At 74.5% G+C, this 24,189-nt stretch carries 22 protein-coding genes and 2 pseudogenes; 18 read left to right on the plus strand and 6 right to left on the minus strand.

Annotated features, from left to right (window positions below; genetic code table 11):
• The first annotated feature begins 11 nt into the window (after window positions 1-11).
• The 9 genes and pseudogenes from ACFYMO_RS02975 to ACFYMO_RS03015 all read left to right on the plus strand — a co-directional run bounded on the left by ACFYMO_RS02975 (window position 12) and on the right by ACFYMO_RS03015 (window position 7,964).
• Entirely contained in the window at window positions 12-1,166 is a 1,155-nt protein-coding gene (locus tag ACFYMO_RS02975) for a class II D-tagatose-bisphosphate aldolase non-catalytic subunit (protein ID WP_366770385.1), read from the plus strand.
• Complete coding sequence (locus tag ACFYMO_RS02980; protein ID WP_388543681.1) at window positions 1,163-2,089, plus strand: hypothetical protein; 927 nt, start codon at window positions 1,163-1,165, stop codon at window positions 2,087-2,089. The genes ACFYMO_RS02975 and ACFYMO_RS02980 overlap by 4 nt, the downstream gene beginning before the upstream one ends.
• 72 nt (window positions 2,090-2,161) lie before the next feature.
• Window positions 2,162-2,704, plus strand: coding sequence for a cupin domain-containing protein (locus ACFYMO_RS02985; RefSeq protein WP_388543684.1), 543 nt, complete (start codon window positions 2,162-2,164; stop codon window positions 2,702-2,704).
• Window positions 2,704-3,867, plus strand: a complete 1,164-nt coding sequence (locus tag ACFYMO_RS02990) for a DegT/DnrJ/EryC1/StrS family aminotransferase (protein WP_366770382.1) — start codon at window positions 2,704-2,706, stop codon at window positions 3,865-3,867. Before ACFYMO_RS02985 ends, ACFYMO_RS02990 begins: the two co-directional genes overlap by 1 nt.
• Before the next feature lie 33 nt (window positions 3,868-3,900).
• Window positions 3,901-5,085 carry a GNAT family N-acetyltransferase gene (gene eis / locus ACFYMO_RS02995; RefSeq protein ID WP_366770381.1) on the plus strand — a complete coding sequence of 395 codons (1,185 nt, stop codon included), beginning with the start codon at window positions 3,901-3,903 and terminating at the stop codon, window positions 5,083-5,085.
• Window positions 5,086-5,121: 36 nt separating this feature from the next.
• A complete protein-coding gene (locus ACFYMO_RS03000; RefSeq protein WP_366770380.1) occupies window positions 5,122-5,832 on the plus strand; it encodes a DUF2064 domain-containing protein in 711 nt (236 codons plus the stop codon).
• Window positions 5,829-6,536 (plus strand): methyltransferase domain-containing protein, encoded by a 708-nt coding sequence (locus ACFYMO_RS03005; protein ID WP_388543688.1) that lies wholly within the window; start codon window positions 5,829-5,831, stop codon window positions 6,534-6,536. Before ACFYMO_RS03000 ends, ACFYMO_RS03005 begins: the two co-directional genes overlap by 4 nt.
• 46 nt (window positions 6,537-6,582) lie before the next feature.
• A pseudogene (locus ACFYMO_RS03010) lies at window positions 6,583-6,763 on the plus strand (glycosyl hydrolase); the annotation flags it as partial.
• A 124-nt stretch (window positions 6,764-6,887) separates the two neighbouring features.
• Window positions 6,888-7,964: an alcohol dehydrogenase catalytic domain-containing protein gene (locus ACFYMO_RS03015; protein WP_366770378.1), complete on the plus strand. Its 1,077-nt coding sequence runs from the start codon at window positions 6,888-6,890 to the stop codon at window positions 7,962-7,964.
• Here ACFYMO_RS03015 and ACFYMO_RS03020 read toward each other — a convergent pair.
• The 3 genes from ACFYMO_RS03020 to ACFYMO_RS03030 all read right to left on the minus strand — a co-directional run bounded on the left by ACFYMO_RS03020 (window position 7,953) and on the right by ACFYMO_RS03030 (window position 10,216).
• Window positions 7,953-8,072, minus strand: coding sequence for an LPFR motif small protein (locus tag ACFYMO_RS03020; RefSeq protein ID WP_019357684.1), 120 nt, complete (start codon window positions 8,070-8,072; stop codon window positions 7,953-7,955). The two genes, ACFYMO_RS03015 and ACFYMO_RS03020, sit on opposite strands and share 12 nt — an antisense overlap.
• 72 nt (window positions 8,073-8,144) lie before the next feature.
• Window positions 8,145-8,660, minus strand: coding sequence for a methylated-DNA--[protein]-cysteine S-methyltransferase (locus ACFYMO_RS03025; protein ID WP_366770377.1), 516 nt, complete (start codon window positions 8,658-8,660; stop codon window positions 8,145-8,147).
• Between the two features lie 89 nt (window positions 8,661-8,749).
• Window positions 8,750-10,216 (minus strand): FGGY family carbohydrate kinase, encoded by a 1,467-nt coding sequence (locus ACFYMO_RS03030; RefSeq protein ID WP_388543692.1) that lies wholly within the window; start codon window positions 10,214-10,216, stop codon window positions 8,750-8,752.
• 146 nt (window positions 10,217-10,362) lie between these two features.
• Between ACFYMO_RS03030 and ACFYMO_RS03035 the strand changes: the two genes are divergently transcribed.
• The 3 genes from ACFYMO_RS03035 to ACFYMO_RS03045 are packed head-to-tail and all read left to right on the plus strand — an operon-like array spanning window position 10,363 to window position 13,385.
• The gene (locus ACFYMO_RS03035) at window positions 10,363-11,049 is read left to right on the plus strand and encodes a histidine phosphatase family protein (protein ID WP_366770375.1); all 687 of its coding nucleotides are present in this window, start codon (window positions 10,363-10,365) and stop codon (window positions 11,047-11,049) included.
• Window positions 11,046-11,846: a DeoR/GlpR family DNA-binding transcription regulator gene (locus ACFYMO_RS03040; RefSeq protein WP_388543695.1), complete on the plus strand. Its 801-nt coding sequence runs from the start codon at window positions 11,046-11,048 to the stop codon at window positions 11,844-11,846. Before ACFYMO_RS03035 ends, ACFYMO_RS03040 begins: the two co-directional genes overlap by 4 nt.
• A gap of 54 nt (window positions 11,847-11,900) precedes the next feature.
• Entirely contained in the window at window positions 11,901-13,385 is a 1,485-nt protein-coding gene (locus ACFYMO_RS03045) for an FGGY family carbohydrate kinase (protein ID WP_366770538.1), read from the plus strand.
• A 60-nt stretch (window positions 13,386-13,445) separates the two neighbouring features.
• Here ACFYMO_RS03045 and ACFYMO_RS03050 read toward each other — a convergent pair whose 3' ends face one another.
• Window positions 13,446-14,321 carry an aminoglycoside phosphotransferase family protein gene (locus ACFYMO_RS03050; protein ID WP_366770373.1) on the minus strand — a complete coding sequence of 292 codons (876 nt, stop codon included), beginning with the start codon at window positions 14,319-14,321 and terminating at the stop codon, window positions 13,446-13,448.
• A gap of 168 nt (window positions 14,322-14,489) precedes the next feature.
• On the opposite strand from ACFYMO_RS03050, the gene ACFYMO_RS03055 reads away from it, so the two are divergent.
• Complete coding sequence (locus ACFYMO_RS03055) at window positions 14,490-15,341, plus strand: polysaccharide deacetylase family protein (RefSeq protein WP_388543698.1); 852 nt, start codon at window positions 14,490-14,492, stop codon at window positions 15,339-15,341.
• A 71-nt stretch (window positions 15,342-15,412) separates the two neighbouring features.
• Window positions 15,413-15,943 carry a lytic polysaccharide monooxygenase auxiliary activity family 9 protein gene (locus ACFYMO_RS03060; protein ID WP_366770371.1) on the plus strand — a complete coding sequence of 177 codons (531 nt, stop codon included), beginning with the start codon at window positions 15,413-15,415 and terminating at the stop codon, window positions 15,941-15,943.
• A 69-nt stretch (window positions 15,944-16,012) separates the two neighbouring features.
• On the opposite strand, the gene ACFYMO_RS03065 is transcribed toward ACFYMO_RS03060, so the two are convergent.
• Window positions 16,013-17,254 (minus strand): MFS transporter, encoded by a 1,242-nt coding sequence (locus ACFYMO_RS03065; RefSeq protein WP_388543701.1) that lies wholly within the window; start codon window positions 17,252-17,254, stop codon window positions 16,013-16,015.
• A 99-nt stretch (window positions 17,255-17,353) separates the two neighbouring features.
• On the opposite strand from ACFYMO_RS03065, the gene ACFYMO_RS03070 reads away from it, so the two are divergent.
• Window positions 17,354-18,439: a helix-turn-helix domain-containing protein gene (locus ACFYMO_RS03070; RefSeq protein ID WP_366770369.1), complete on the plus strand. Its 1,086-nt coding sequence runs from the start codon at window positions 17,354-17,356 to the stop codon at window positions 18,437-18,439.
• 556 nt (window positions 18,440-18,995) lie between these two features.
• A pseudogene (locus ACFYMO_RS03075) lies at window positions 18,996-19,898 on the plus strand (MFS transporter); the annotation flags it as partial.
• Between the two features lie 346 nt (window positions 19,899-20,244).
• Here the strand turns inward: ACFYMO_RS03075 and ACFYMO_RS03080 are convergent.
• On the minus strand, window positions 20,245-21,411 hold the full coding sequence (locus tag ACFYMO_RS03080; RefSeq protein ID WP_388543704.1) for a Vms1/Ankzf1 family peptidyl-tRNA hydrolase: 1,167 nt from the start codon (window positions 21,409-21,411) through the stop codon (window positions 20,245-20,247).
• A gap of 235 nt (window positions 21,412-21,646) precedes the next feature.
• Here ACFYMO_RS03080 and ACFYMO_RS03085 point away from each other — a divergent pair, with 235 nt between their 5' ends.
• Entirely contained in the window at window positions 21,647-22,417 is a 771-nt protein-coding gene (locus ACFYMO_RS03085) for a PTS sugar transporter subunit IIA (protein WP_388543707.1), read from the plus strand.
• Between the two features lie 116 nt (window positions 22,418-22,533).
• Entirely contained in the window at window positions 22,534-24,156 is a 1,623-nt protein-coding gene (locus tag ACFYMO_RS03090) for a PTS ascorbate transporter subunit IIC (protein ID WP_366770366.1), read from the plus strand.
• The last annotated feature ends 33 nt before the right edge of the window (window positions 24,157-24,189 follow it).

Below are 24,189 nucleotides of genomic sequence, written 5' to 3' on the forward strand. Positions count from 1 at the left end.
GGGAAACATCCATGGAACCAGTGGTCGGCATCGGCCCGGTCTCACGCTGCACCGTCGACGCGGCCCTCACCGTCGCCCGGCGCACCCGCACCCCGCTCATGCTCATCCCGAGCCGCCGCCAGGTGGACGCGGCCGAGTTCGGCGGCGGCTATCTGGGCTGGACCACCGCGGAGTTCGCCGCCCATGTCCAGGAGCGCGACCCGGACGGGCTGCTGCTCCTGTGCCGGGACCACGGCGGCCCATGGATGCACACCGCCGAGGCCGGCATCGCCGAACCCGCCGAGGCACTGGACTCGTGTACGCGCTCCTTCACCGCCGACCTGGACGCCGGGTTCGGACTGCTGCACATCGACACCTCCGAGGGCCGCCCCGGCACCGGACCCGTCCCGGCGGCGACCGCTGCCGCGCGGCTCGTCGAGCTGTACGCGCGCTGCCACGCCGAGGCCGCGGCGCGCGAGGCCGACATCGCCTACGAGATCGGATTCGAGCCGCAGGACGTGTCCACCAACGATCCGGACGAGTTCAAAGCGGCCCTCCGGCTCGTCCTGGAGGGCATCGAGGCGGCCGGTGCGCCGCGCCCCCGCTATGTCGTCGCACAGACCGGCACCAAGGTCGCCGAACTGCGCAACGTGGGCCGCTTCCACGATCCGGCGGCCCGCGAGGAGACGCTGCGCCAGGTCTCCACCCTGGCCGCCACCTGCCACCAGGAAGGCGTCCTCCTCAAGGCGCACAACTGCGACTACCTCACCACGGAGGAGACGGCGCTGCTGCTGCGCGCCGGGGTGGACGCGTTCAACGTCGCACCGGAGTACGGTGTCGCCGAGACCCGTGCCCTGCTGCGCGTGCTGGACGAGATGGCGCTGCCCCGGGCCAGGGAGGACTTCCTGCGGCTCGCCCACGACAGCGGCAAGTGGCGCAAGTGGATGCTGGATTCCAGCACCGCCACCGACATCGAACGTGCTGTCGTGGCCGGCCACTACGTCTTCGGCAGCGACGAGGGCCGGCGGATCCGTGCCGAGGCGGCGCACGCCCTCGACTCGCGCGGCAGAGCGCCGCTGGAGACGGTACTCCGGGAGGCGGTGGCCGAACGGATCGAATCCGCGCTGCGCGCGGTGGAGCGGGCGGGCGGGCCGTCTGCCGCGTGGACCGGCGGGGCCGGGCTGTGAGCGCCGCCGTGACCGACGTGTACGCGCCCGGCACACTCCAGGAGGCCGTCGACCGGGTCCTGCGGGTCCCGGACCGGCACCGCACCTTCACCAAGGACGCCGCCTTCGCGCAGGAGACCTGGGCCATCGGTCCCGCACTGCTCGAAGCACTGCTCGACCACGGCCTGCCGCACCGCGGCCCGGCGGAGCGGCGCCGCTTCGAGCGCACCGACCTGCACAACATCAGCACCTGGCTGAACCTGCCCTCGCCCTACTTCCGTGCCCTGGCCCGCAAGGCGCGGGCGCTGGAGGAGGCGGCCCGTGCCGGGGAGCCGCACCGCCACGAGCTGGAGCTGCGGGCCGACTGCGCCGAGCCGGGTCACCCGGGGGAGTGCGCGTTCGTCCCCGTCCCCGGGGTGGCCGGCCGCAGCGAGCCGGGCACTCTGCGCGAGAGCGCGGCCGGTGCCTTCGCCCTGCGGGCCCGGCTGCCCTCCGACACCCGGGTGTTCGACGAGGACCGCTCCGACCTGCTCTCCCTGGTCGCCGACTGGGAGCTGTACGTCCTGCCGGAGGGGGTCATCGAGGACGAGGGCTTCGCCCGGGAGACGCGGCTTGCCAACTGCCTGATCCCCACCCGGCTGCTGCTGCGGGAGGCCGAGCGGCGCGGCATCCGGGCCCGGCACGGTGCCGGGCTGCTGGTGGCGCCGCCCTTCAGCACGCTGCACCACTGGGTGGAGTTCGCGCTGGACGGCACCTGGGTCCCGGCCGACCCCGTGCTGCTGACGGCGTTCTCGCGCTGGGGCCTGACCGATGCCGCGCACTGGCCCTACAACCGCTCGGTGGCCGGCATCGTCTGGCGCCTGCTGACCTGGCCTCCCGAGGTGTTCTTCCCCGTCGTGCGGGACCGCGGCCGGCAGGCGCCGCTGCACGTATCCGCCCGCTGACCCCTCTGTCCCGGCCGTACCCGCGTCGGCCGGCCCACCGACCGCCGCGCCCCTCTCCCGGAAGGACCGCACATGGCCAGCCCCGCCACCGGAGCCCCCTTCACCTCCATCAGCGAGCCCGAGGACGACAGCCGGGCGCACGAGGCCCGCCCGTCCCGCGAGATCGCCCCCGGCGTACGGGTCATCGAGTTCGCCGACACCAAGAAGGTCGTCAAGCTGTGGGGCCAGGAGCGCTGGCTGCACGAGGAGGAGCCGGACGGTCCGTACGGGTTCAAGTTCATCCGCATCAAGGCGGGCCACCGCACCTCCCTCCAGTACCACGAGCACAAACGCGAGAGCTACTTCATCCTGGAGGGCGAGGCCGTGATGCACTACCGCGCGACGCGGGACGGCGAGAACCTGCGGCTGCCCATGCCCGCCGGGACCCTGGCACACGTCGACCCCGGCGCGGTGCACCGGGTCGAGGGCGTCACCGACATCGTGCTGGTGGAGGTCTCCACCTACGACGACGGTTCGGACAACGTCCGCCTGGAGGACGACTACGGACGCGGCGACGGCCGCCTCGCCGCCGAGCACGACGCGCACGGCGGGCACGACGCGCAGGGCGGGCGCTGATGGGCGGCCCCACCGACCCCGCTGCCGCGACCGTCCCCAAGTACCGCTACCCGGCGCAGTTCGAGGGAGGGGAGGAGGAGCTGCTGGCCCGGATCGGAGACCTGCTGCTGCGCGGCGGCTACGTCCTGGGCGAGGAGGTGGCCGAGTTCGAGGAGCGGCTGGCCGGATACCTGGGCAGCGCGCACACCGTGGGGGTCAACTCCGGCACCGACGCGCTGATCCTCACCCTCGACGCGCTCGGCGTCGGCCCCGGGGACGAGGTGGTCACCGTCGCCAACTCCTTCCACGCCACAGCGCAGGCCATCGCCCGGCGCGGTGCCACCCCCGTGTACGTGGACTGCCGCGACGACGACTTCCTGATGGACCTCGACCGGCTCCCCGAGGCGTTCACCGCGCGCACCCGTGCCGTCATCCTCGTCCACATGTTCGGCAAAGCGGCGGATGTGCCGCGCGCCCGGCGGCTCGCCGGCGACGCCGGGGTCCTCCTGCTGGAGGACTGCGCCCAGGCCATCGGCGCCCGAAGGCACGGAGTACGGGTCGGCACCGCCTCGGCGGCCGGCTGCTGGAGCTTCGCGCCCTCCAAGAACCTGGCCGCGGCCGGCGACGCCGGGGCCATCAGTGTCCAGGACGACGAGCTGGCCGAACGCCTCCGGCTGCTGCGGCACTTCGGGCAGCCGCGGCAGAACCGGCACGAGATCCTCGGCTACAACTCCCGCCTCGACACCTTGCAGGCGCTCGTCCTGCTGCACAAGCTCGACCGGCTCGACGCCTGGAACGCCCGCCGCGCCGAGATCGCCGCCACCTACCGACGCCGGCTGGCCGGCCTCCCGCTGCGCTTCCAGGAACCCGGCGAGGACGGCGAGCACGTCTACCACCTCTTCCAGGCCCGCACCCGGACCGAGCACGAACGCGACGGCCTGCTCGCGCACCTGACGGCTGCGGGCGTGGACGCCGTCGTCCGCTACCCCGCACCCCTTCCGTACCAGCCGGCCCTCGCCGGGCCCGCGGCGCGGCGCCACCCCTGCCCGGTCGCGGAGGAACTCGCCCGGCAGACCCTCTGCCTGCCCGTCCGGCCAGACCTGGACGCCCGGGAGATCGGCCAGGTGTGCGACGCGGTCACCGGATACTTCACGGCCCGCGCGAGCGGCGGATCCGCCGGGTGACCGGGACGCCCCGATGAGGGAGGTGTCGAACTGATGGAGACCCGCGTCCGCACGGCCGCCGACGACCACGAGTTCGAGGGCTACCTGGCCCACACGCGGCACGCCTTCGGCAAGGTCCCCTACGACCACGCCACGCTGCGCGCGCACGGCGTCAGTGCCGTGGCCGTCCGCGGGACCCAGGTGCTGGGCGGCGGCCTCTTCCTCCCCTTCGAGCAGCACTTCGGCGGCCGTCCGGTGCCCTCCGGGGGAGTGGCGTGGCTGGCCGTCGCCCCCTGGGAGCGCGGTGCCGGGCTCGCCCGCCGGCTCACCGAGGAGGGCACCGACCGCCTGCGCGGGGCGCACGGTGCCGTGCTGGCCTGCGCCTGGACCCCGGCACCCGGTCTCTACCGCCGCTGGGGCTGGGAGGCTGCCGCGGTCGCCTCCAGCCACGTGCTCCACCCCGCCGAACTGCCCGCCCCGCGGTCCCGCTTCGAGACCGTCCAGCCCGACGAGGCAGCCTGCGCCCGGCTGCGGAACGCACGGGCGCCCGGCTGGAACGGGACACTGCGCCGGCCCGCCTGGTGGCACGGCTGGAAGCAGCGGACCGTCCCCGGTGCGCTGACCCTCGGCGTGGTCCGGCGCGAGGCCGGCGGGGCCGGCGGGGAGCTGGCCGGATACGCGACCGTCACCGTCGAACCGCACCGGCCCTGGGGCGTCGCCGCGGTCGTCCACGACCTGTGGCACGCCGAACTCGACGCGCTGGCCGCACTGCTGGCGGCCGTCGGCGCCCGTTCGCCGCAGGTCCGCGAGATCCGCCTCCGCCGCTCCGTACTGCCCCGCCCCAGCCCGCTGCCGTGGCTGCTCGACCGGTACGCGGTACGCGAGGACGGCTGGTACCCGTGGATGCTGCGACTGCTCGACGTGCCCGCCGCCCTGCAAGCCCGCGGCTGGGAGCCCTGGGCACGCGGCGCCGTCGGCCTGGAGGTCGCCGAGCCCGGGGGCGGGACGCAGCCCTACGCGCTGACCTTCGAGGAGGGGCGGATGCGGGTGCGGCGCGGCAGCGGCCCCACGGCCCGTACCGTGCGGCTGCCCTCGTCCACGCTGGCGGCCTGGTACGCGGGCGGACTGCCGCTGCGGCACGCGGCCCGGCTGGGTACGGCCGCGGGCGACGTGCGCGACCTGGACCTGCTGGACGCGCTGGTCTCCGGGCCCACGCCCTGGCTGCCCGAGAGCTTCTGAGATGACAGCACCCCGCCCCAGGACCGAGGACGCGTGATGCCGGAGCCCACCACGCTGCTCGTCATCGCCAAGGAGCCGCTGCCGGGCCGGGTCAAGACCCGTCTCGCGCCGGCCTTCACCCCGCACGGCGCGGCAGCTCTCGCCGCCGCCGCGCTCACCGACACCCTGCGGGCCGTACTCGCCGCCCCGGCGCGCCGCCGCCTCCTGGTCCTGGACGGCAGCCCGGGCCCCTGGCTGCCGGGGCCCGAGGAGGGCGGCGACCGCATCGAGGTCGTACCGCAGGGCAGCGGCGGGCTGGACGAGCGGCTGGCCGCCGCCTTCGCCCGATGCGACGGTCCGGCGCTGCTCGTCGGCATGGACACCCCGCAACTCACCCCCCGGCTGCTGGCACCCGCCACCCGCGCGGACGCCTGGCAGCAGTGCGACGCCTGGTTCGGCCCCGCCGCCGACGGTGGCTTCTGGGCGCTCGGCCTGGCCGAGCCCGACCCCGCGCTGCTGCGCGGCGTGCCCATGTCCACCGCCGCCACCGGCGCGGCGCAGCGTGCCCGGCTGCTCGCCGCCGGTCTGCGCGTCCACGACCTGCCGCAGCTGCGGGACGTGGACGAGCCGGGCGACGCGGCCGCAGTGGCCGCGCAGGCCCCGGCCGGCCTGTTCGCGGCCGAACACGCCCGGCTGCTGCGGATGCCGGGGCCACCGCAGGCCAGACCCGCGGCCGGTGGCCGCGGCCCGGGGGCGGCGCGCAGGTGAGCGGACGCCCGCCGGCCCACACCGGCTCCTGGACCGAGGACCCCTACACCGAGGCGCTGCTGCTGGGCCGCGGTCCGCTGTATCTGCGCGGCCCGGACGGCTGGTCGCTCACGCTGGAGGTGGAGCGCTGGTGCGCGGTCGCCGACGCGGCCGACCTGACCGTCCTGGACCGCTGCCGGGGCACGGTGCTCGACATCGGCTGCGGGCCGGGCCGCATGGTGGCCGCCCTGCGCGAGTACGGGCACGCGCCGCTCGGCATCGACCTGAACGCCACGGCGGTCGAGCACACCCGGCGGCGCGGCGGACGGGCGCTGCGGCGTTCGGTCTTCGACCCGCTGCCCGCGTCCGGCGACTGGGACACCGCGGTGTTGATCGACGGCAACGTCGGCATCGGCGGCGACCCCCTGCTGCTCCTGCGCCGCATCGCCGAGTTGGTGCGCCCCGGCGGGCTGCTGCTGGTGGAGGTGGCCGGGGAGGACGTGGACGAGCGGCGCCAGGTGCGGATGGAGAACGCCCGCGGCGGTGCCGGAACCCCCTTCCCCTGGGCCCGCCTGGGCACCGCTGCCCTGCACCGGACGGCCCGCGCCGCCGGGTGGACGCCGGAGGACACCTGGTCCAAGGACACCCGCGAGTTCACCGCGCTGCGCCGCGACCGCGTGCAGCGCCCGGCGTCCGGACAGCGGGCGGCCCCGGCATCCGGGTAGCACACCGGGGGACCGTCACCCCACCGCACCAGGAGGCTCAAAGAGCATGCGCTTCGGGCGCTTCGGAGTCACCTACACGCCCAGCCGCGGATGGTTCCACCACCGGCTGGGCTTCGGCCTCGACGAGGTCCGCGCCGACCTCGACCCGGAGGCCGGGCTCGGACTCGACCACCTTCGGGTCTTCCCGCCTCTTGCGGCCCGACCGCGCAATGATCCGCTCCCGCGCCGGCATCACCACGACCCTGCACCCTGATGAGGTGCCCGTCCCGCGCCGTGCCATGATCCAGGGGTGACCGGAAGCGGCGGACCAGCGGTGCCGTCCGCACCGAGCCCCTCGCGAAAGGACGCCCGTTGAAGGGGAACTGGCCCGGTGGCACGATGCGTGCCGCCCGCATCACCGGTATCGGACGGACCGATCTGGCCACCGTTCCGGTACCCGCGCCCGAACCGGGCACCGTACTGGTGCGGACGCGGCACGCGGGGATCTGCGGCACGGATCTGGAGATCCTGCACGGCACCTCGGCGTTCCTCCAGGACGGCCGGCTCACCTTCCCGCACGTCTTCGGCCACGAGTGGCACGGCGAGGTGGCCGCCTACGCCGGGGAACCGCCCGCGGACGCGCCCGCGGTCGGGTCGTCGGTGGTGGGGCGCACGATGGTGCCTTGCGGCCGCTGCGCCCGCTGCCACGCCGGACGCGCCCAGATGTGCACCGCGCTGCGGGAGACGGGGCTCTACGGGCTGCAGGGCGGCGCCGCGGAGTACGTACGGGTGCCCGTGCACGCGCTCACCCCGCTGCCGTCCGGGCTGCCGGACGCGGCGGGCGCGCTGATCGAGCCGGCGGTCTCGGTGGTGGAGGCGTTCGAGCGGGCGCGGCTGCGCTTCGACGACCGGGTGGCCGTGCTGGGCACCGGCACCATGGGGCTGCTGGCGGTGCAGTTCGCGCACCGCCAGGCCGCCCGGGTGGACGCGGTCGGCATCGACCGGGCGGGCCTGGACCTGGCCCGGCGCTGCGGAGCCGATGCGGCCCACCACGCCGACGAGGCGCCGCAGGGGGAATACTCCCTGGTCGTGGAGGCGTCGGGGGCCGCGGCCGCCTTCACGGGCGCGCTGCGGATGGCGGAGCGGGGCGGGCGGATCGCGCTGGTGGGGGTGGCCAGGGAACCGGTCTCCTTCGTCCCCGGCGAACTGTCCCTCAAGGGCGTGGACGTGCTCGGCATCCAGCACGGCATCGCGCACTACGACCGCACGGTGGAACTCTTCGAACGGGGCGTGCTGGACGCGGAGCCGCTGGTCGCCGAGGTCCTGCCCGCGGTGTCCGGGGAGTCGGTGAGCGCGGCCTTCGCCCTTCTGGAACGGGGCAGAAGCGGACCGCCGAAGGTCCTGTTGGCCTTCGGCGGCCCGCAGCCGCGGGGCGGGTCAGCGCGCTGAGCGGGAGGCTCCAGCGAACAGCCGGGCCAGTGCCCGGAAGGGGAGCGTGACGACAGTGGCGATGGCACCGCCGATCGCCCGCAGTACATCGGCCAGGGCGCGGAACATGATTGCCTCCACAGGAGCGGTGCTGTCTCGGTCGCGGCACGGGTGGCCGCCGGGCCGAAGAACAAACCCCTCTCATCGCAGCGGCGCCGGACGGCTTCCTCCCGGCACCGGGAGGGCGCCCCGCTCGAAGTCGAGCAGGTGCCGCTTGCGTTCGATACCGCCGCCGTACCCGGTCAGGCTCCCGGTGGAGCCGACCACCCGGTGGCAGGGGACGACGATGCTGAGCGGGTTGCGTCCGTTGGCCAGCCCGACGGCGCGGGCGGCACCCGGCCTGCCGATCCGCTCGGCGAGCTGCCCGTAGGAGAGCGTCCGGCCGTAAGGGATGTCGCAGAGCGCGTCCCAGACGGCGTGCTGGAACCCGGTCCCCTCGGCGGCGTGGTGCAGGGTGAATTCCGTGCGTTCCCCCGCGAAGTACTCCTCCAGCTGCTCCACCGCCCCGCCGAAGGCGCTCGGGTCGCTCGTGCCGAACGTCTCCTGGGCGGGACGGTGCCGCTGCTTGTCCATGTAGACGGCGGACAGGGTGCCGTCGGTGGCGACCAGGGTCAGCGGGCCGACGGGGCTGTCGATGACGGTGTGCGTGCGGTGCATGGCGCGTCCCTTCTGCGTTCCCCTCCAGTCTCGCGGCAGGCACCCCGGGAGACCGGCGGAAAAGCGACATCACTCTGGACGCCGCGGGGTCAGTCCGCCCAGCGGGCCCGCGCCGCCGCCACACGCTCACGGTACTCCGCGTAGCCCTGCTCGTACCGGGCCCGGTCGGCCTCCTCCGGCTCCACCAGCCGGTACCCGGCGTGCCACTGCTCCTCGTCGACCGGGTCGCCGAGCGCGGCGCGGGCCACCAGAGCGGCCCCCTTGGCCCCGACCTCCGGCTCGGCCGGCACCCGCACCGGGCGGCCGAGGATCCCGGCGAAGATCCGCATCCAGCCGGGGGAGCGGGTGCCGCCACCGCACGCGGCCGGGGTCCGGGACAGACCGGCGGTCTCCAGGCAGTGCCGTGCCGCGTAGCCGACCGCCTCGCACATGGCCCGCACCAGATCGGCCCGGCCGTGCGCCAGGGACATGCCCTCGAACGAGGCACGCGCGGCGGGCGCGACGAACGGTGCCCGCTCGCCCGCCTCGGACAGGAACGGCAGCGCCACCACCCCGCGGGCCCCGGCGGGGCTGCTGTCCAGCAGGGTCTCCAGGTCGCCGGTGGACGCGCCGACCATGCCCAGAGCCCAGTCGATCCCTGCCGTGCCGACCATCGCGGGCAGCGCCCGTAGCCAGCGGTCCGGCTGCGGGGTGCACAGCCACATCCCGGCCGGTTCGCCGTCCGGGTCCCGCTCCACGCGGTCGGTGAGCACCTGGCAGGCCAGTGTCGTGCCCACCGTCAGCAGGCCGTCGCCCACCTCCCGCACGCCGCTGCCGAGGGCGCAGGCGGCCAGGTCGTAGGGGCCGGAGGTGACCGGCAGCCCGGCGGGCAGGCCCAGCAGCCCGGCTCCCTCGCCGTCGAGGGCCAGTACGGTGTGCGGTGCGGCGGGCGGGGGCAGCAGCGCGGCCGCCTCCTCGACGCCGCAGGCGGCCAGCGCCGGGGGCACGTAGGCACGGGTGGCCGGGTCGAGGAAGGGCAGCGTGGCGTCGGAGGCGTCCACCCCGACGGTACCGGTCAGCCGCTGGACCACCGCGTCGACGCAGTAGCCGGCGACCGCCGCGCGCTCCAGCGCCTCGGGCTCGTGTGCGCGCAGCCAGGCCAGCAGGGGGGCGTGGCAGCCGGGGAACAGGCCGGACCCGGTGTGCCGGAAGACCTCGGCCACGGTGCCGTCCCGCTGCCAGCGGTCGACCAGCGGCGCCGCCCGGCCGTCCATCCAGGAGATCATCCGCCGTACGGCCCGCCCCCGTGCGTCGCGCAGCCACAGCCCGTCGCCCTGCCCGGTCAGGGCGAGGGCCGCGGGCGGTCCCGGCAGCGCGCCGGCCACCTCCACGACGACCTCGGCGACGCCGCTCAGCACCTCTTCCAGATCCTGCTCGACGCGGCCGCCGGGGCTCCGCAGCAGAGCGGAGGGGCGGGCGGCGGCGTGCAGGCGGGTGCCGTCGCGGCCGAAGGCGACGGCTTTGGTGACGGAGGTGCCGATGTCGACACCGATGATCGCCTCAGCGGATTCGGTCATGGCCGTTCGCCCTTCCGGTTGCGGCAGCTCGCACTACTCTCACATCAAAGTTGTTATATTTATAGCGCTCTACGTGAAGAAGCCCAACAGGCCGAGGGCGTGCGCCGCACCGCACCCGTCCGTCACCCGAAGTCCCTGGAGGACATATGACCGCCCGGCTCCTGCTCGTCCGGCACGGCCGGACCGTCTGGCACGCCGAGAACCGGTACGCCGGGATCTCCGACATCGCCCTGACCGACACCGGACGGCGGCAGGCCGAGGAGTTGGCCGGATGGGTCCTCGTCAGGTCCCGGCAGGAGCCGATCGGCGCCGTGGTCAGCTCGCCGCTGGAGCGGGCCCGGCGGACAGCGCAGCCCGCCGCACGGGCCCTCGGACTGCGGCCCGCCGTGCACGAGGGGCTGCGCGAGAGCGACTTCGGCTGGGGCGAGGGCCGCACCCTCGCGGAGCTGGCGTCCGACGACCCCGAGCGGGTGCGCGCCTTCGAACGGGACGCGGAGAGCGGGGCCTTCCCCGGTTCCGAGCCGCCCGCGGCTGTCGCGTCCCGAGTGACCGCGGCGCTGCGCGAGGTGGCGGCCGCGTACGACGGGCGCACGGTGCTGGTGGTCGCGCACAGCACCGCCTTCCGGATCGCCCTGTGCGCGCTGCTGGGCATCCCGGTCGGGCGCTACCGGCAGGTGCTGCCGAGGCTGGAGAACGCGGCCGTCACCGAGATCGACGTGGACGGCGGGCGGACGGCGCTGCGCGCGCTGAACGTCCCCACCGGCGCGGGTGCGGCGGCCGGGCCGGCGGCGTCCGGACCCTCGGCCGCCGGTCCGGCGGGGGAGCGGCCGTGAGCCGACCCGGTCCTTCCGGCGGCTCCGCGCGCTCGCAGCAGCGCCGCAGGCAGCGCATCGCCGAGCACGTCGTCCGGCGCGGCACGGTGCCCGTCGGCGAGCTGGCCGAGGCGATGGGTGTCAGCGTGATGACGGTGCACCGGGACCTGGAGGCGCTTGCCGCGCGCGGCGTGCTGCGGCGCTTCCGCGGTGGCGTCTCCGCGCTGCCCACCAGCGTCTTCGAGAGCAACCTCGACTACCGGCTCGGTGTCCACGTGGCCGAGAAGGAGACCGTGGCGCGGGCCGCGGCCGAGTTGGTCGAGCCGGGTATGTCGGTGATGCTGGACGACTCCACCTCGGTGCTGGCGCTGGCCGCGCTGCTGCGCGAGAGGACCCCGCTGACCGTGCTGACCAACGCCCGCCGCGTGCTGGAGGCGTTCGCCGGGTGCGAGGAGGTGCGGCTCGTCGCGCTGGGCGGCGAGTACTCGCGCACGCACGACTCGTTCCTGGGGGTCCCCTGCGTGGAGGCCATCGAGGCGATGTCGGTCGACCTGGTGCTCGTCAGCACATCGGCGATGAACGCGCGCATGACCTTCCACCAGGAGCAGGACGTGGTGCTGGTCAAGCGCGCCATGCTCGCCTCCGGGGCGCGCACGGCGCTGCTGATGGACCGCTCCAAGGTCGCCCGCACGGCGCTGCACCGGCTGTGTCCGGTCGCCGACTTCGACCACGTCGTGGTGGACGACGGGGTGGCCGACGACCTGCTGGCCGAGCTGCGGGAGCACACCGAGGTACGGGTCGCCGAGGTGAGTGGCTGAGCCGCGACATCACACGCCGAGTGTGAAATTAACACCATGACTGAAAGGGATGCCATGCACAGCCCAGCCGCGTCCGGAGTCACCGCCCCCGTCCCCCCGGCCGACCCGGTTGTCGCCGGGATCGACGTCGCCACCGCAGCCGTCCGGGTCGTCTGCGTGAACGCCCGCGGCGCGGTGCTCGCCGAAGGCGGCGCGGCGCTGCCCCGACCGGTCCGGGACGGGAGCGGACGCAGCGAGCAGGACGCCGCCCGCTGGTGGCCCGCCGCGGCCGCGGCGCTGCGCCGGGCCACCGCCGCACTGCCCGCACGCGGCGCCGAGGTGCGCGCCGTCGCCGTCTCCGCCACCTCCGGAACCCTCGTGCTGGCGGACGCGGCGGGCCGGCCGCTGGGCCCGGCCCTGATGTACGACGACCGCCGGGCCGCGGAACTCAACAGCGCCGCGCAGCGCGGCGGCGCCGCGCGCTGGCGGGCCCTCGGGCTCACGGTGGGACCCACCGCGGCGCTGGGCCGTGTCGCCTGGTACGCGCGGCACGCGGCCGGCTTCCCGGGCGCCGCGCGAGTGGTCCACACCCCCGAGCTGCTCGGCCATCGCCTCACCGGGCAGCCGGTCGCCGCCGACTGGAGCCACGCACTCAAGACCGGCTACGACCCGCGCACGGCCGAATGGCCTGCGGAGGTCCTGGACGCGCTCGGCATTCCGGCGGACTGGCTGCCCCCGGTCCGGCCGCCGGGCACCCGGGCCGGCACCGTCTGCGCCGAGGCGGCCGCGGAGACCGGGCTGCCCGCGGGCTGCGAGGTACGGCTCGGGATGACCGACGGCTGCGCGGGGCAGCTCGCCACCGGCGCGGTGGCCCCCGGTCAGTTCGTCGGCGTCCTGGGCACCACCTACGTCCTCAAGGGGGTCACCCGCGAGCTGGTCACCGATCCGGCCGGAGCCCTCTACAGCCATCGGCACCCGGACGGCTGGTGGCTGCCCGGCGGCGCCGCCAACACCGGGGGCGAGGCGCTGGCCCACCGCGAAGCCGCACACCTTCCGGGGCTCGACGAAGCGGCCGCCGCACGCGGCCCCGCCTCCTGCGTCAGCTATCCGCTGCGCCGCGAGGGAGAGCGCTTCCCGTTCGTGGCGGGTGCCGCACGGGGCTTCCTGCTGGGCATCCCCGCCGACGACGCCGACCGGCACCGTGCGGACCTGGAGGGGGTGGCCTTCCTCGAACGGCTCGCCCTGGAGCGGGTCAGGGCCCTGGGGGTGCCCGTCACGGCTCCGCTGTACGCGGCGGGCGGGGGCAGCCGCAGCCCGCTGTGGAACCGGATCCGCGCCACCGTGCTGGACCTGCCGCTCCAAGTGGCCGACCGCGCGGAGACCGCCTTCGGGGCCGCGCTGCTGGCCGCCGCCGGCACCCTGCACGCCTCGCTGGAGAAGGCGGCCGCGGCGATGACGGGAGAGGGGCGCCTGATCGAGCCGGTCCCGGAGGAGAAGGCCGCCCTGGACGACTCCTACGCGCGCTTCACCGAGGAGCTGGCGGCCCGGGGCTGGCGGTAGATCCGGCCGCCGGGGTGGGAGCGCGAAGACCGTGCGGACCGGTCGGGTCCGCGCCCGGAGTCAGAACGGATGCCAGCGGATCGCGGGGTCGGACGCGCGCAGGGAGGCCACCCTGCGCCGGAACTCGCTCAGGGCCGCGGGGTTGCCGGGGGCGTGCTGGGAGACCCATGCGCAGCTCGCGGTCTCCCGCGCCCCGCGGAGCACCGCACACCCCTCCCATTCGCGCACGTCCCAGCCGTAGCCGGCGCAGAACGACTCGTACTCAGCGGCCGGCAGCCCGTACCGGTCGCGGCTGAGCGCCATCACGACCAGATCGTGCTCGCGCAGATCGGAGGAGAACGTCTCCAGGTCCACCAGCAGCGGCCCCTGCGGGGTGATGTGGACGTTGCGCGGCAAGGCGTCCCCGTGCAGCGGGCCGGGCGGCAGGTGGGGGACGAGTCCGGGCAGTGCGGCGAGGATGTCGTCCCGGCGCGCCCGCAGGAACGCCGCGTCCTCGCGCGGCACCGCGTCCCCGGCCAGCCGTAGCCAGCGCTCGATGCCGCCGAGCAGTTCCCGGGGCGGCAGCGCGAACGGGGGCTCGGGCAGCGCGTGCACGAGCCGCAGCAGCCCGGCCAGGTCCGCGGGCCCGGCCGGGCGCACCGCGGCGGGCAGCCGCTGCCAGAAGGTGACCGGATGCCCGCCGACCAGGCGGGCCTCCGGTTCCGCCGCGCGGACGGCGGGCACCCCCTCGCTCTCCAGCCAGGTGGCGACCCGCAGCTCGTGCTCGGCGCGGGCGAGCAGCTGTGCGTCCCGGCCGACCCGCACGACGGTCCCGTCCAGTGCGAAGACGGCGTTCTCGCCGAGGGACAGCAGTTCCGCCGTGCCGCCGGTGCCGTTCGCCGCGGCGGCCAGCACCTCCCGCGCCAGGTCCTCGGTGAATGCCACGCTGGTCGCCATCGCCTGTGCTCCCTGCTCTCGTCGGTCCTCCCCTCCAGGCTGTCAGGGTGCCCGGCGGGGCTGTCGCGCAGCCCCGCGCCGAATGCGGCGTATCTCTCACCCCGCGGCTGCAACCGCCGGCCCTCCGGAGCGGTCTGGCTGTATGACAAGCGTGGCTAAAACGGGCAGTTGGGAGCAGAAGTGCACAGCAAGCGGGGCGGGAGGCAGGCGACCGTGGCGACAGCCGCCGCGGTGGGAACCGTGGCCGTCGGGCTGTTGACGGCGTTCGTCGGGACGGACGCGGGGGCGTCCGCCGCGAGCCGGCATCCGGGCTGGGAGCAGAGCGTGCGCGCCGCGCGGGCGGGCCAGGACGCCGCCGCACCGGCGGAGAAGCGGTCCGGTGCCGGACGGGCGAAGCCCAAGGCATCCCCGCGGAAGGTCAGCCGGACGATCAGCCATCACGCGGCGGACGGCGGGCGCGCGGTCTCGCTCACCTTGGACGACGGTCCGCACCCGGAGTGGACGCCCAAGACGCTGGAACTGCTGCGGCAGTACCACGTCAAGGCGACCTTCTGCCTGATAGGCCCGAACGCGGAGCGCCACCCCGGTCTCGTCAAGCGGATCGTCGCGGAGGGCCACCGGCTGTGCGACCACTCCGTCGACCACGACACGGGGATGGACCACAAGTCCGCCGACTACCAGAAGCGGCAGATACTCGACGCGAAACGCATGATCGACAAGGCGTCGGGGGGCGCGCCTGTCCACTACTACCGTGCGCCGGGCGGTGCCTTCACCCCCACCAGCCGGCGGGTGGCGGCCGAGCACGGGATGCGGCCGCTGGGCTGGATCGTCGATCCGGGGGACTGGCAGCTCCCGGGGACCGACGCGATAGTGCGGCACGCCAAGGAGCAGGTGGAGGACGGCGCGGTGCTCCTCTTCCACGACGGGGGCGGCGACCGGTCCGAGACCTACCAGGCGCTGCGCCGGCTGCTGCCCTGGCTCAAGAGCCAGGGCTACGGCTTCAGCTTCCCGAAGGCTTGACCGTCCTCTGTCAGCGGCTAAAGTCTAGACCAATCCCCACTGTGTGCTCTCCCCCCACCGAAGGAGCTGAGATGCACCGAACATCGCGTACCAGAAGGAAGTTAGCGGCCCTGGCGGGTGCCGGTCTCGCCCCGGTCCTGGTTCTCGGTCTCACCGCGACCCCGGCCTCCGCGCACGGCTGGATCACCAACCCGGCCAGCAGGCAGGCCCAGTGTGCCAACGGCACCGTCTCCTGCGGCTCGATCAAGTGGGAGCCGCAGAGTGTCGAGGGCCCCAAGGGGCTCAAGGACTGTGCGGGCGGCAACGAGCGCTTCGCCGACCTGCGCGACGACAGCAAGGGCTGGAAGGTCACCGACGTCGGCAGCTCGGCCACCTTCAACTGGAAGCTGACCGCCCGGCACCGCACGACCACCTGGCAGTACTTCATCGGCAACACCAAGATCGCCGAGTTCGACGACGGGGGAGCGCAGCCTCCGCAGTACGTCTCCCACCACGTCGGATTCCAGGGCTTCACCGGCAAGCAGAAGGTGCTCGCGGTCTGGAACGTCGCGGACACGGCGAACGCCTTCTACGCCTGCGTCGACGTCAACATCGGCGGCTGACGCCTCTTCGCCCTCCCGGCCGGGCGGCTTCCCACCACCTCCGGCCGGGAGGTGCCCGCCTCCGCCTGCTCACGGGCCTGCCTCGGCCGTGCGGCAGCAACCGGTGAGACCTCTTGCCCGATCCCGCTCGGCGGCGACGGCTCCCGTGGAGAGGAGCGTCGCGGCGGCAAGGGTGCCCCAGAGGGCGCCCGGACCGTGCGGCGCGAGAGCGGTCAGGGCCGCGGGGGAGACGGCGAGGCCGAAACCCGTGGAGAGCTGGAAGCGGGCGAGGGCGCGCCCCAGGACATGCGCCGGGGCGAGCGCGGTGACGAGCGCCGTGGCACTGCCCGCGTAGAGGATCTCGCCGAGGGTGCAGACCACGGACACCGCGGCGACGGCCGGGGCGCCCCAGCCGTGTCCCAACGAGGCGGCCGTGAGGAAGCCGAGGTAGGACACGGTGAGCACCACGCCGGCGAGAGCCAGCACGGACCGGCGGGAGAAGCGGGACATCAGGACCGTGACCGGAACCTGCAGGACGACCACCAGCACCGTGTTGGCCACGAAGATGGCGCCCGACCACACCGGGGAGGCGTGCATCTGCGTCACCAGGACAAGCGGGAGCGCGACCTCGGGGACGTTGAGGCAGAAGACATAGATCACGTTGGCGGCCAGCAGCGCGCGCCTCCGGGGTGCGGGCTCGTCGTCCCCGTCCTCGGCCGCGGCGGCCGCCGGATGAGCCCGCACATGGACCGACCACGCCAGGGCCGCCGCCGCGAGGTAGGCGAGCCCGGTGACGGCTGCCAGCGCCTGCAACGCGCTGGTGCCGCCCGCCAGGCATGCGGTGGCGAGGAGGGCACCGGCGCCCAGGCCGGCGTTGCGCAGGGCGCGGCCCCCGGCGAGGGCGGCGTCGCGCTCCCGGCCGCCGGCGACCGTGGCCACGAGGGCCGCGTGGGCCGCCGGCCATGCCTGGTTGCCGATGCCGAGGAAGAGCGCCGCCGCCGCGAACGGCCAGACGTGCCCCGCCGGGGTGGCCAGCAGCAGCGTCACGCCCAGCACCCGCACCAGCATCGACGCCGCCACGACCGTGCTGCGTGCGCCCCGGTCCAGCCATCGGCCGACCGCGGGCATGCACACCAGACCCACGACGCCGCCGAGCGTCATGGCGATGCCGGTGGCCGGCGCGGAGAGCCTCAGCACGGACACCCCGTAGAGCAGCAGAAGGGGCCGGAGCAGGCCGGTGCCGAGCGCGTCCACCACCAGGGCGACGGCATAACCGGGGCCTCCGGAGGCACGGACGAGGGCGCGCGGTCGGATCTTGACGGTGGTTGTCATGGCGTCAACGGTGCGCTCGGCCGCCGAGCCCGCCGTGCCACTTGACGGACACCGTCAAGCGGCGCGGTCGTCGACCATCCGACCGGCGATGATGAGGGGGTGACGTTGAGAATCGACATCGGCGGCCTGCCGTCCGGAGGACTGCGGTTCGCCGCCTCCCCGCTGGCCGAGCTGACCGCGATGCTGCACGTGCTGGCCGAACCCGCGCACCATCCGCAGCTCGCCGGCTGGGCCGCGGACGTGTGGGCCGGGCTCCCGCCGGAGCTGGCCGAGCGGCTCAGGGAAGCGGGGTTCCTCTGGCGTTCCTCACGAGCCGACTTCCTGGTTCCCGCTCGTCCCCGGTCCACCCTCGCCGAGGAGTTGGACGACGTGGACCGGATCGACGACGAGACCTATGCGGCCGCCGCGCTCATCACCACGTGCGGCAGCAACCGGGTCCACTTCGCGGCGCCGTCGCCGCTCGCCGACGCGACGGCGCGGGAGCGGGCCCTGGCACTTGCCCAGGCCCGCGGCGCGCTCCAGGAAGCCTTCGCCGAACGGCTGCTCGCGGACCCGGCCGCCGTGCGGGCGCGGGTGCGCCAGACCCTCGAACAGTGCGCCGAGGCGTTCTTCGACGCCGCCTGGGAGGGCGTCGCCGGGCAGCTCGCCACCGACCTGCGGCTGAAGAAGGACCTCCTGCAGCGCCGGGGCATCGGGGCGGCACTCGCATCCGTCTCCGGCGCCGTGACCCTGGCGCCCGACGGCGACTTCATCACCGTGGACAAGCTGCAGGACAATGCGACGACCGCCCGCGGCACCGGGATCACCTTCCTCCCCAGCGTCTTCGGCCGACCGCACCTGGTGGTGATCCACGCACGCGGGTGGCAGCCGGTGGTGCAGTACCCCGTGGCCGGGGCGGGTCCGCCGGAGCCGGTGTCGCTGGAGACGGTCACGCTGCGGCTGGAGGCGCTCGCGCATCCGGTACGGCTGCGGCTGCTGCGCACCCTCGCCCGCGGCCCGCACACCACCGGTGAGCTGGCCCATGCCTGGGGGCTCTCCCTCCCGGAGGTCTCCCGCCATCTCGCGGTCCTGCGTCGCGCCGGCCTGCTCACGGCCCGGCGGCACGGTCGGCACGTCCGCTACACCCTCGACCTGTCCGATCTGACGGGCCTGGGGGCCGACCTGCTGGCGGCCGTACTGCGCTGAGCAGCTTCGGTCCGCCGGATGGCGACCGCCGCTTCCGCGCACCGCGCGGTCACCCGCTCGGCGCGGCCGCGGCCCGGCCTCTCACGAGTGCCGGGTTTTCGGGCGATTCATCCCGGCAATGCGGTCCACCGCGATCCTTGCCGGTCGAATGTCGTCACCGGATACCGCGCGTGAATCTCCCGCGCGTACCGGAATTCCCGAGCCACAACCGCCGCTCCGGTCACCGGCAACTCTCGCTGCTCTCACGGGAGTCGTTGAAAGCCGCGGCGACACGCCGGAACACGCGTGCGGTGCGGATGGCTTCTTGGGTGACGTGGCTCTCGACTGCCGTGATTCCAGGGCGAGTTCATCGAATTCCGGGAATCCTACTATGGGAAGCCTTATGCGGAAACCGTGTGCGCGAATCCGGTGATGCGGCACGCTTCTTTTCGAGGAACGGCCCGCCGAGGCGAGCCGGGCAGCACAACACCCCACTCCTGCAAGGAGGTTCCCGTTGCCCCTTGCCCTCCTGGCCCTGGCCATTGCAACGTTCGGTGCGGGCACGGCCGAGTTCGTGATGATAGGTCTACTTCCCGAGACTGCCTCCGACATGGGAGTGAGCATCTCCGAAGCCGGTGGCTACGTCTCCTTCTACTCGCTCGGCGTCGTGATCGGAGCACCACTTCTCACCGTCGTGGGTATGCGGGTCCAGCGTAAGACAATACTGCTCGCAATGACATGCATGTTCATCTTCGGGAACACAGCGTCAGCCCTTGTCCCGAGCCATGAACTGCTGCTGGCGGCGCGTTTCACCGCGGGACTCCCGCACGGTGTGTTCTTCGGAATCGGAGCCGTCGTCGCGGCCGGACTCGTCGCCCCCGAAAAGCGCGGCAGAGCACTCTCCGTGGTACTGGTCGGCGTACCGATGGCCAATATCGTCGGCTCGCCCCTGGGCACCCTGCTCGGGCAGACCGTCGGCTGGCGCTGGACGTTCATCGTGGTCGCCGGTATCGGTGTCCTCGCGTTCGTCTCCCTCGCGGCACTGCTCCCCGTGCAGCGCGAGACCGGAAGAGGGACCGTGCGCGGCGAACTCGGCATATTCAAAAGACCGCAGGTGTGGCTCGCCTTCGCCGTGGTGGTGTTCGGCTTCGCCGGCACCTCCTCGTTCTACACCTACATCCAGCCGCTGGTGACCGAGGTCAGCGGCTACACGCCCAACGCGGCCACCGCGCTGCTGGCGCTGGCCGGAGCGGGGATGACCGTGGGCACCATGCTCGGCGGACGGCTCGCCGACCGCCCGGTGCGCACGATGTGCGGGGCGCTGTTCGCGCTGGCGCTCTCGCTGAGCATGTTCCTGGTGACGGCGCAGAACACCGTCCTGGTCGCCGTCAACGTGTTCCTCACCGGGATCGCGGGCATGGCCGCCATCCCCAGCGTCCAGGCGCGCATCCTCGACCACGGCAGGGACGCGCCCGAACTCGGCTCCGCCAGCGTGCAGTCCGCCTTCAACATCGCCAACTCGCTGGGCGCCTCGCTCGGCGGTGTGGTCATCGCGGCCGGCTTCGGCCTCACCTCGCCGAGCTGGCTGGGCGCACTCCTCGCCCTGGCGGGCGCCTGTTTCGGCCTGCTGTCCGGGTGGCTGGACCGCAGCTCCCGGCCCTGGGCGGTCGCCTCCTCGGCCCCTTCCTGGAAGAGCGTGAAATCGGAGGCGTTATGGAGCCGGGGCGCCCGCAGCGCCTCCGTACCCGCTCGCGGGCCGCACCGCCGCGCCGCCTCCGGGCGTCGCGCCGGCCGGCGGCGCGCGCTGATGCCCGGCCGGGCACCGGTCACTCCGCGGCGGTCTCCTCGGCGCTTCCGCGGGATGCCCGGGGTCCGCGGGCCCACCGCAGCAGCGCGCCCAGCCCGCCGACCGGAAGCTCCTCCCCGGGCGCGGCGAGCAGCACCTCCGCATCGGTCGCCAGCGCACTGCGCAGCAGCGCGTCGTCGGCCCGCGCGGAGGCGGGCTCGGGCGCTCCGAGATACTGCAGCTCGGAGCGCCGCACCCCCACCTGGTCCGCCCTCTCGCCGACCCACACCTCGGTGTCCCTGTCCGGGCCCCCGGGCCGCACGAGCAGCGTCGCCACCCGGTGCTCCCGTGCCGCCTCCACCAGCGAGGGCACGGTCTCGGCCGTGCCCGAGCCCGCGGGGGAGGGACCGGGCGCGTGCGCGGCCCGCAGCGCGGCCAGCGCCTCGGCGGTGTGCCGTTCGGCGTACTCCGCACGGGCCCGTTCCGTCTCCCTGTCCAGCAGCTCCGAGGAGGCACCCGCCGCACGGCCGCCGTGCGAGGTCTGCACGGCCGAGGCCCGCAACCGCTCGGGCAGCTTGTCGTGCACGGCACGCCGCTCCCGGGGTTCGCCGCTGAGCACCAGCACATCGGCCGCCGTCTCCCGGAAGCGGCGTTCGATCGCCTCGGCGATCAGCCCGGCGTTGCTCTCCCAGGTGTTCTCCACCCGCAGCTGGAAGTGCTTCTCCGACAGCTCGCCGGTCGAGTTGCGGTGGATGGGCCACTCCTCGCCGGTGGCCTGCCCCGCGCTGCGCGTCCCGTGCGCGTCCACCAGCTCGAAGTCCGCCCCCGTGCGATCGATGCGTGCCGTCAGGCAGCGCGGGTTCTCGCCGAGCAGTTCCGGCAGCGGTGCGAGATGCGGCAGCGTCGACCAGGTGACGTGCTGCCGTTCGGGCGCCATGGTCAGCGGCAGGTCCAGCACCAGGTCCCCGTCCGCCGCGAAGACCGCGCTGCCCTGTGGCCGGGTGCGTGGGGAGAGCGCGGCCAAGTGCCCGGTGACGGCGTCGGCGGTCGCGGAGTCGGCACCCTGCCGCAGCAGCTCGTCCCCCGCGGCGCGGGCCGCCAGCCGCCGCTCGTCCCCGGCGTTCTCGGTGGCCTGCGCCGTGCTCGTGCAGACGGTGGCCCACGGTCCGTTCCGGTCGAGAAGAGGTGCGAGGGAATCGAGGCGCATGGTTCCTCCCTGCTGCTCCCGGGCGCTGCGATCGTTGCTTCGCGGACCCCGGCGCCCGGAGGCGGCCGGAGCCGTCCGCCGGACGGCCGGGTACCCCTGCCCCCGGCAGTGACACGGCCCCGCGGTGCCGGGCCTGCCGCGCTCCGCGCCGGGCCCGGCTCCCGGTGCCCGCCTTCCGGACCGCTGCCGGGAGGCGCCCACCGGCCGGCCGGAGCGGCGTGCCACCATCCGGGGCATGGCGTCACTGAGCGAACTGCTGCCCGGTGCGGCGATCCGTCTGGACATCGCCGCGGCTGACTGGCGCTCCACAGTCCGCGCCGCGGGAGATCTCCTGGTCACGCAAGGTGTCAGTACCGACGCGTATACGGACCAGATGATCGGGAACCTCGAGGAGAACGGGCCCTACGTCGTCGTCGCGCCCGGCCTCGCTCTCGTACACGCCCGGCCCTCGCCCGCGGTGCGCCGGACCGGGCTGGCCTGGGTGCGGCCGGCCGAACCCGTCGTGTTCGGCCATGCGTCGAATGACCCGGTCACCCTCGTCGTGGCGCTCGCCGCGGCGGACTCCGGCGCCCACACGGCGGCCATGGCAGCCCTCGCCGGACTGCTGGCCGATCCGGACACCGCGGCCGCGCTGCGCGCCGCACCGACCCCGCAGGCGGTGCACCGGCTGCTCGATGCGCGGGAGAGCGGCGGTGGACAGCTCCGGCGCGGGGGGCCGGCCGTGCAGCGGATCCTCACGGTCTGCGGCAACGGGGTCGGCACCAGCCTCTTCCTCAAGAACACCCTGGAGCGGGTGCTGGAGCGCTGGGGCTGGGAGCAGCACGTCACCGTCGAGGCCACGGACACCGTCTCCGCGCGGGGCAACGCGTCCGGGGCCGCGGCCGTCCTCACCTCGCGCGAGATCGCCGGGCTCCTCGGCGACCTGGGCATCCCGGTGCGGGTCGTCGCGGACTTCACCAGCGAGAAGGAGGTGGACGCCGTGCTGCGCGACACCTACGACGTCTGACCGCGCCCCCGCGCCCGGCTTCCCCCGCCACGCACCCCGCGGACTCCCGGCAGCACCCGCACACCCGCGAGGCGCCCTCTCCACCCGCCCGAGCACGGCACGCAGCGGAAGGCTCCATGGACTGGCTGGTCACCATCGCGGCATTCCTCGGCACCGAGGTCCTGAGCGTTCCCGCCTACCTCATCGGTCTCATCACGGCGGCCGGCCTGACGGCCCTGCGGAAACCCGGAGGGCAGATCGCCGGCGGGGCCGTCAAGGCGACGCTGGGCTTTCTGCTGATCAGCGCCGGCGCCGGACTCGTCGTCGGCGCGCTGGCACCGCTGGGGGAGATGATCCAGGGTGCCACCGGGGCGCACGGGGTGATTCCCACCAACGAGGCGATCGTCGGTATCGCGCAGGACCGGTTCGGTGCCCGCGTCGCCTGGCTGATGACCGCGGGATTCGCCCTCTCCCTGCTGCTGGCCCGGTTCACGCCGCTGCGCTACGTCTTCCTGACCGGCCACCACATGCTCTTCATGGCGACCCTGCTGACGATGGTGCTGGCGGCCGCGGGGCTGCCCGGGTGGCTCGTGGTGACCGTCGGCGGAGTGCTGCTGGGCATCCTCCTCGTCTCGATGCCCGCCTTCGCGCACCCGTGGACGAAGCGGATCACCGGCGGCAACAGCATCGCCGTCGGGCACTTCGGCACGGCCGGCTACGTGACCGCCGGTGCCGTCGGCCGGCTCGTCGGCGGACGCAGTCGCAGCACCGAGGACCTGAAGCTGCCGGAGGGACTGCGGTTCCTGCGCGACTCGATGGTGGCCACCGCACTGTCCATGCTGCTGATCCACCTCGTCATGGCGCTCCTGTACCTGGCCGACGCGGGTGAGGCGACGGCCTTCCGGGCGTTCGCCGCGGACGGCGGGACGGCCGCCACCGGCCTGGGGGACTACTTCATGCGGGCCGTGATGCAGGGGCTGCGGTTCGGCATCGCGGTGGCCGTCATCCTCTTCGGCGTCCGGACGATCCTCGGCGAACTCGTTCCCGCCTTCCAGGGGATCGCGCACAAGGTCGTCCCCGGTGCCGTGCCGGCGCTGGACGCGCCCATCGTCTTCCCGTACGCGCAGAACGCGGTGCTCATCGGGTTCCTCGCCAGTTTCACCGGCGGCCTGTGCGCGCTCGGGCTGCTCGCCTGGCTGCTCGGCCCCGCCTTCGGCCTGGCGCTGGTGCTGCCGGGGCTGGTGCCGCACTTCTTCACCGGCGGCGCGGCCGGTGTCTACGGGAACGCGACCGGCGGCAGGCGCGGTGCCGTGCTGGGCGCGTTCTGCAACGGCGTCCTCATCACACTACTGCCCGCCGTGCTGCTGAAAGTGCTGGGTACCTTCGGGGCGGAGAACACCACCTTCGGCGACGCCGACTTCGGCTGGTTCGGCACCCTCATCGGCTACGCGGGCAGGGCGGGCGGGGCGGCCGGCATCGCCGTGATGCTCGCCGTCGGAGCCCTGCTGCTGGCCGGAGCCGTCCTGGTGCAGAAGCGCGTCGTCGAGCCCGGCTGGGACCCCGGCGCCCGCCGCGACGCGCTGTTGCCGCCCCCGGCCGCCGCGGGGCCCGCCAACGCGGCGGCGTCCGGCCCGGAGGCCGTCCCGCCCGGTGCCGCGCGGATCCCGCCGCCCGGCCCGGCCGGGGACACGGCACCGCGCCGCTTCCCCAAGCTGCCCCCGCCGGCCGGCGCCCCCGTCCCGCCGCCGCCGCCGGACTGAGCCGGGACTCCGGCCGCGTCCGCCGCTGCCGGA

The sequence above is a fragment of the Streptomyces sp. NPDC007025 genome (assembly GCF_042869455.1).
In the GTDB taxonomy this organism is placed as follows: Bacteria; Actinomycetota; Actinomycetes; order Streptomycetales; family Streptomycetaceae; genus Streptomyces.

What these genes read in the sequence shown, in the direction of transcription:
- eis (WP_366770381.1), top strand. Translation starts at nt 3,901, where the DNA reads ATGGAGACCCGCGTCCGCACGGCCGCCGACGACCACGAGTTCGAGGGC.
- ACFYMO_RS03000 (WP_366770380.1), top strand. Translation starts at nt 5,122, where the DNA reads ATGCCGGAGCCCACCACGCTGCTCGTCATCGCCAAGGAGCCGCTGCCG.
- ACFYMO_RS03045 (WP_366770538.1), top strand. Translation starts at nt 11,901, where the DNA reads ATGCACAGCCCAGCCGCGTCCGGAGTCACCGCCCCCGTCCCCCCGGCC.
- ACFYMO_RS02975 (WP_366770385.1), top strand. Translation starts at nt 12, where the DNA reads ATGGAACCAGTGGTCGGCATCGGCCCGGTCTCACGCTGCACCGTCGAC.
- ACFYMO_RS03085 (WP_388543707.1), top strand. Translation starts at nt 21,647, where the DNA reads ATGGCGTCACTGAGCGAACTGCTGCCCGGTGCGGCGATCCGTCTGGAC.
- ACFYMO_RS03080 (WP_388543704.1), bottom strand. Translation starts at nt 21,411, where the DNA reads ATGCGCCTCGATTCCCTCGCACCTCTTCTCGACCGGAACGGACCGTGG.
- ACFYMO_RS03030 (WP_388543692.1), bottom strand. Translation starts at nt 10,216, where the DNA reads ATGACCGAATCCGCTGAGGCGATCATCGGTGTCGACATCGGCACCTCC.
- ACFYMO_RS02985 (WP_388543684.1), top strand. Translation starts at nt 2,162, where the DNA reads ATGGCCAGCCCCGCCACCGGAGCCCCCTTCACCTCCATCAGCGAGCCC.
- ACFYMO_RS03020 (WP_019357684.1), bottom strand. Translation starts at nt 8,072, where the DNA reads ATGTTCCGCGCCCTGGCCGATGTACTGCGGGCGATCGGCGGTGCCATC.
- ACFYMO_RS03035 (WP_366770375.1), top strand. Translation starts at nt 10,363, where the DNA reads ATGACCGCCCGGCTCCTGCTCGTCCGGCACGGCCGGACCGTCTGGCAC.
- ACFYMO_RS03090 (WP_366770366.1), top strand. Translation starts at nt 22,534, where the DNA reads ATGGACTGGCTGGTCACCATCGCGGCATTCCTCGGCACCGAGGTCCTG.
- ACFYMO_RS02990 (WP_366770382.1), top strand. Translation starts at nt 2,704, where the DNA reads ATGGGCGGCCCCACCGACCCCGCTGCCGCGACCGTCCCCAAGTACCGC.
- ACFYMO_RS03050 (WP_366770373.1), bottom strand. Translation starts at nt 14,321, where the DNA reads ATGGCGACCAGCGTGGCATTCACCGAGGACCTGGCGCGGGAGGTGCTG.
- ACFYMO_RS03025 (WP_366770377.1), bottom strand. Translation starts at nt 8,660, where the DNA reads ATGCACCGCACGCACACCGTCATCGACAGCCCCGTCGGCCCGCTGACC.
- ACFYMO_RS03065 (WP_388543701.1), bottom strand. Translation starts at nt 17,254, where the DNA reads ATGACAACCACCGTCAAGATCCGACCGCGCGCCCTCGTCCGTGCCTCC.
- ACFYMO_RS03060 (WP_366770371.1), top strand. Translation starts at nt 15,413, where the DNA reads ATGCACCGAACATCGCGTACCAGAAGGAAGTTAGCGGCCCTGGCGGGT.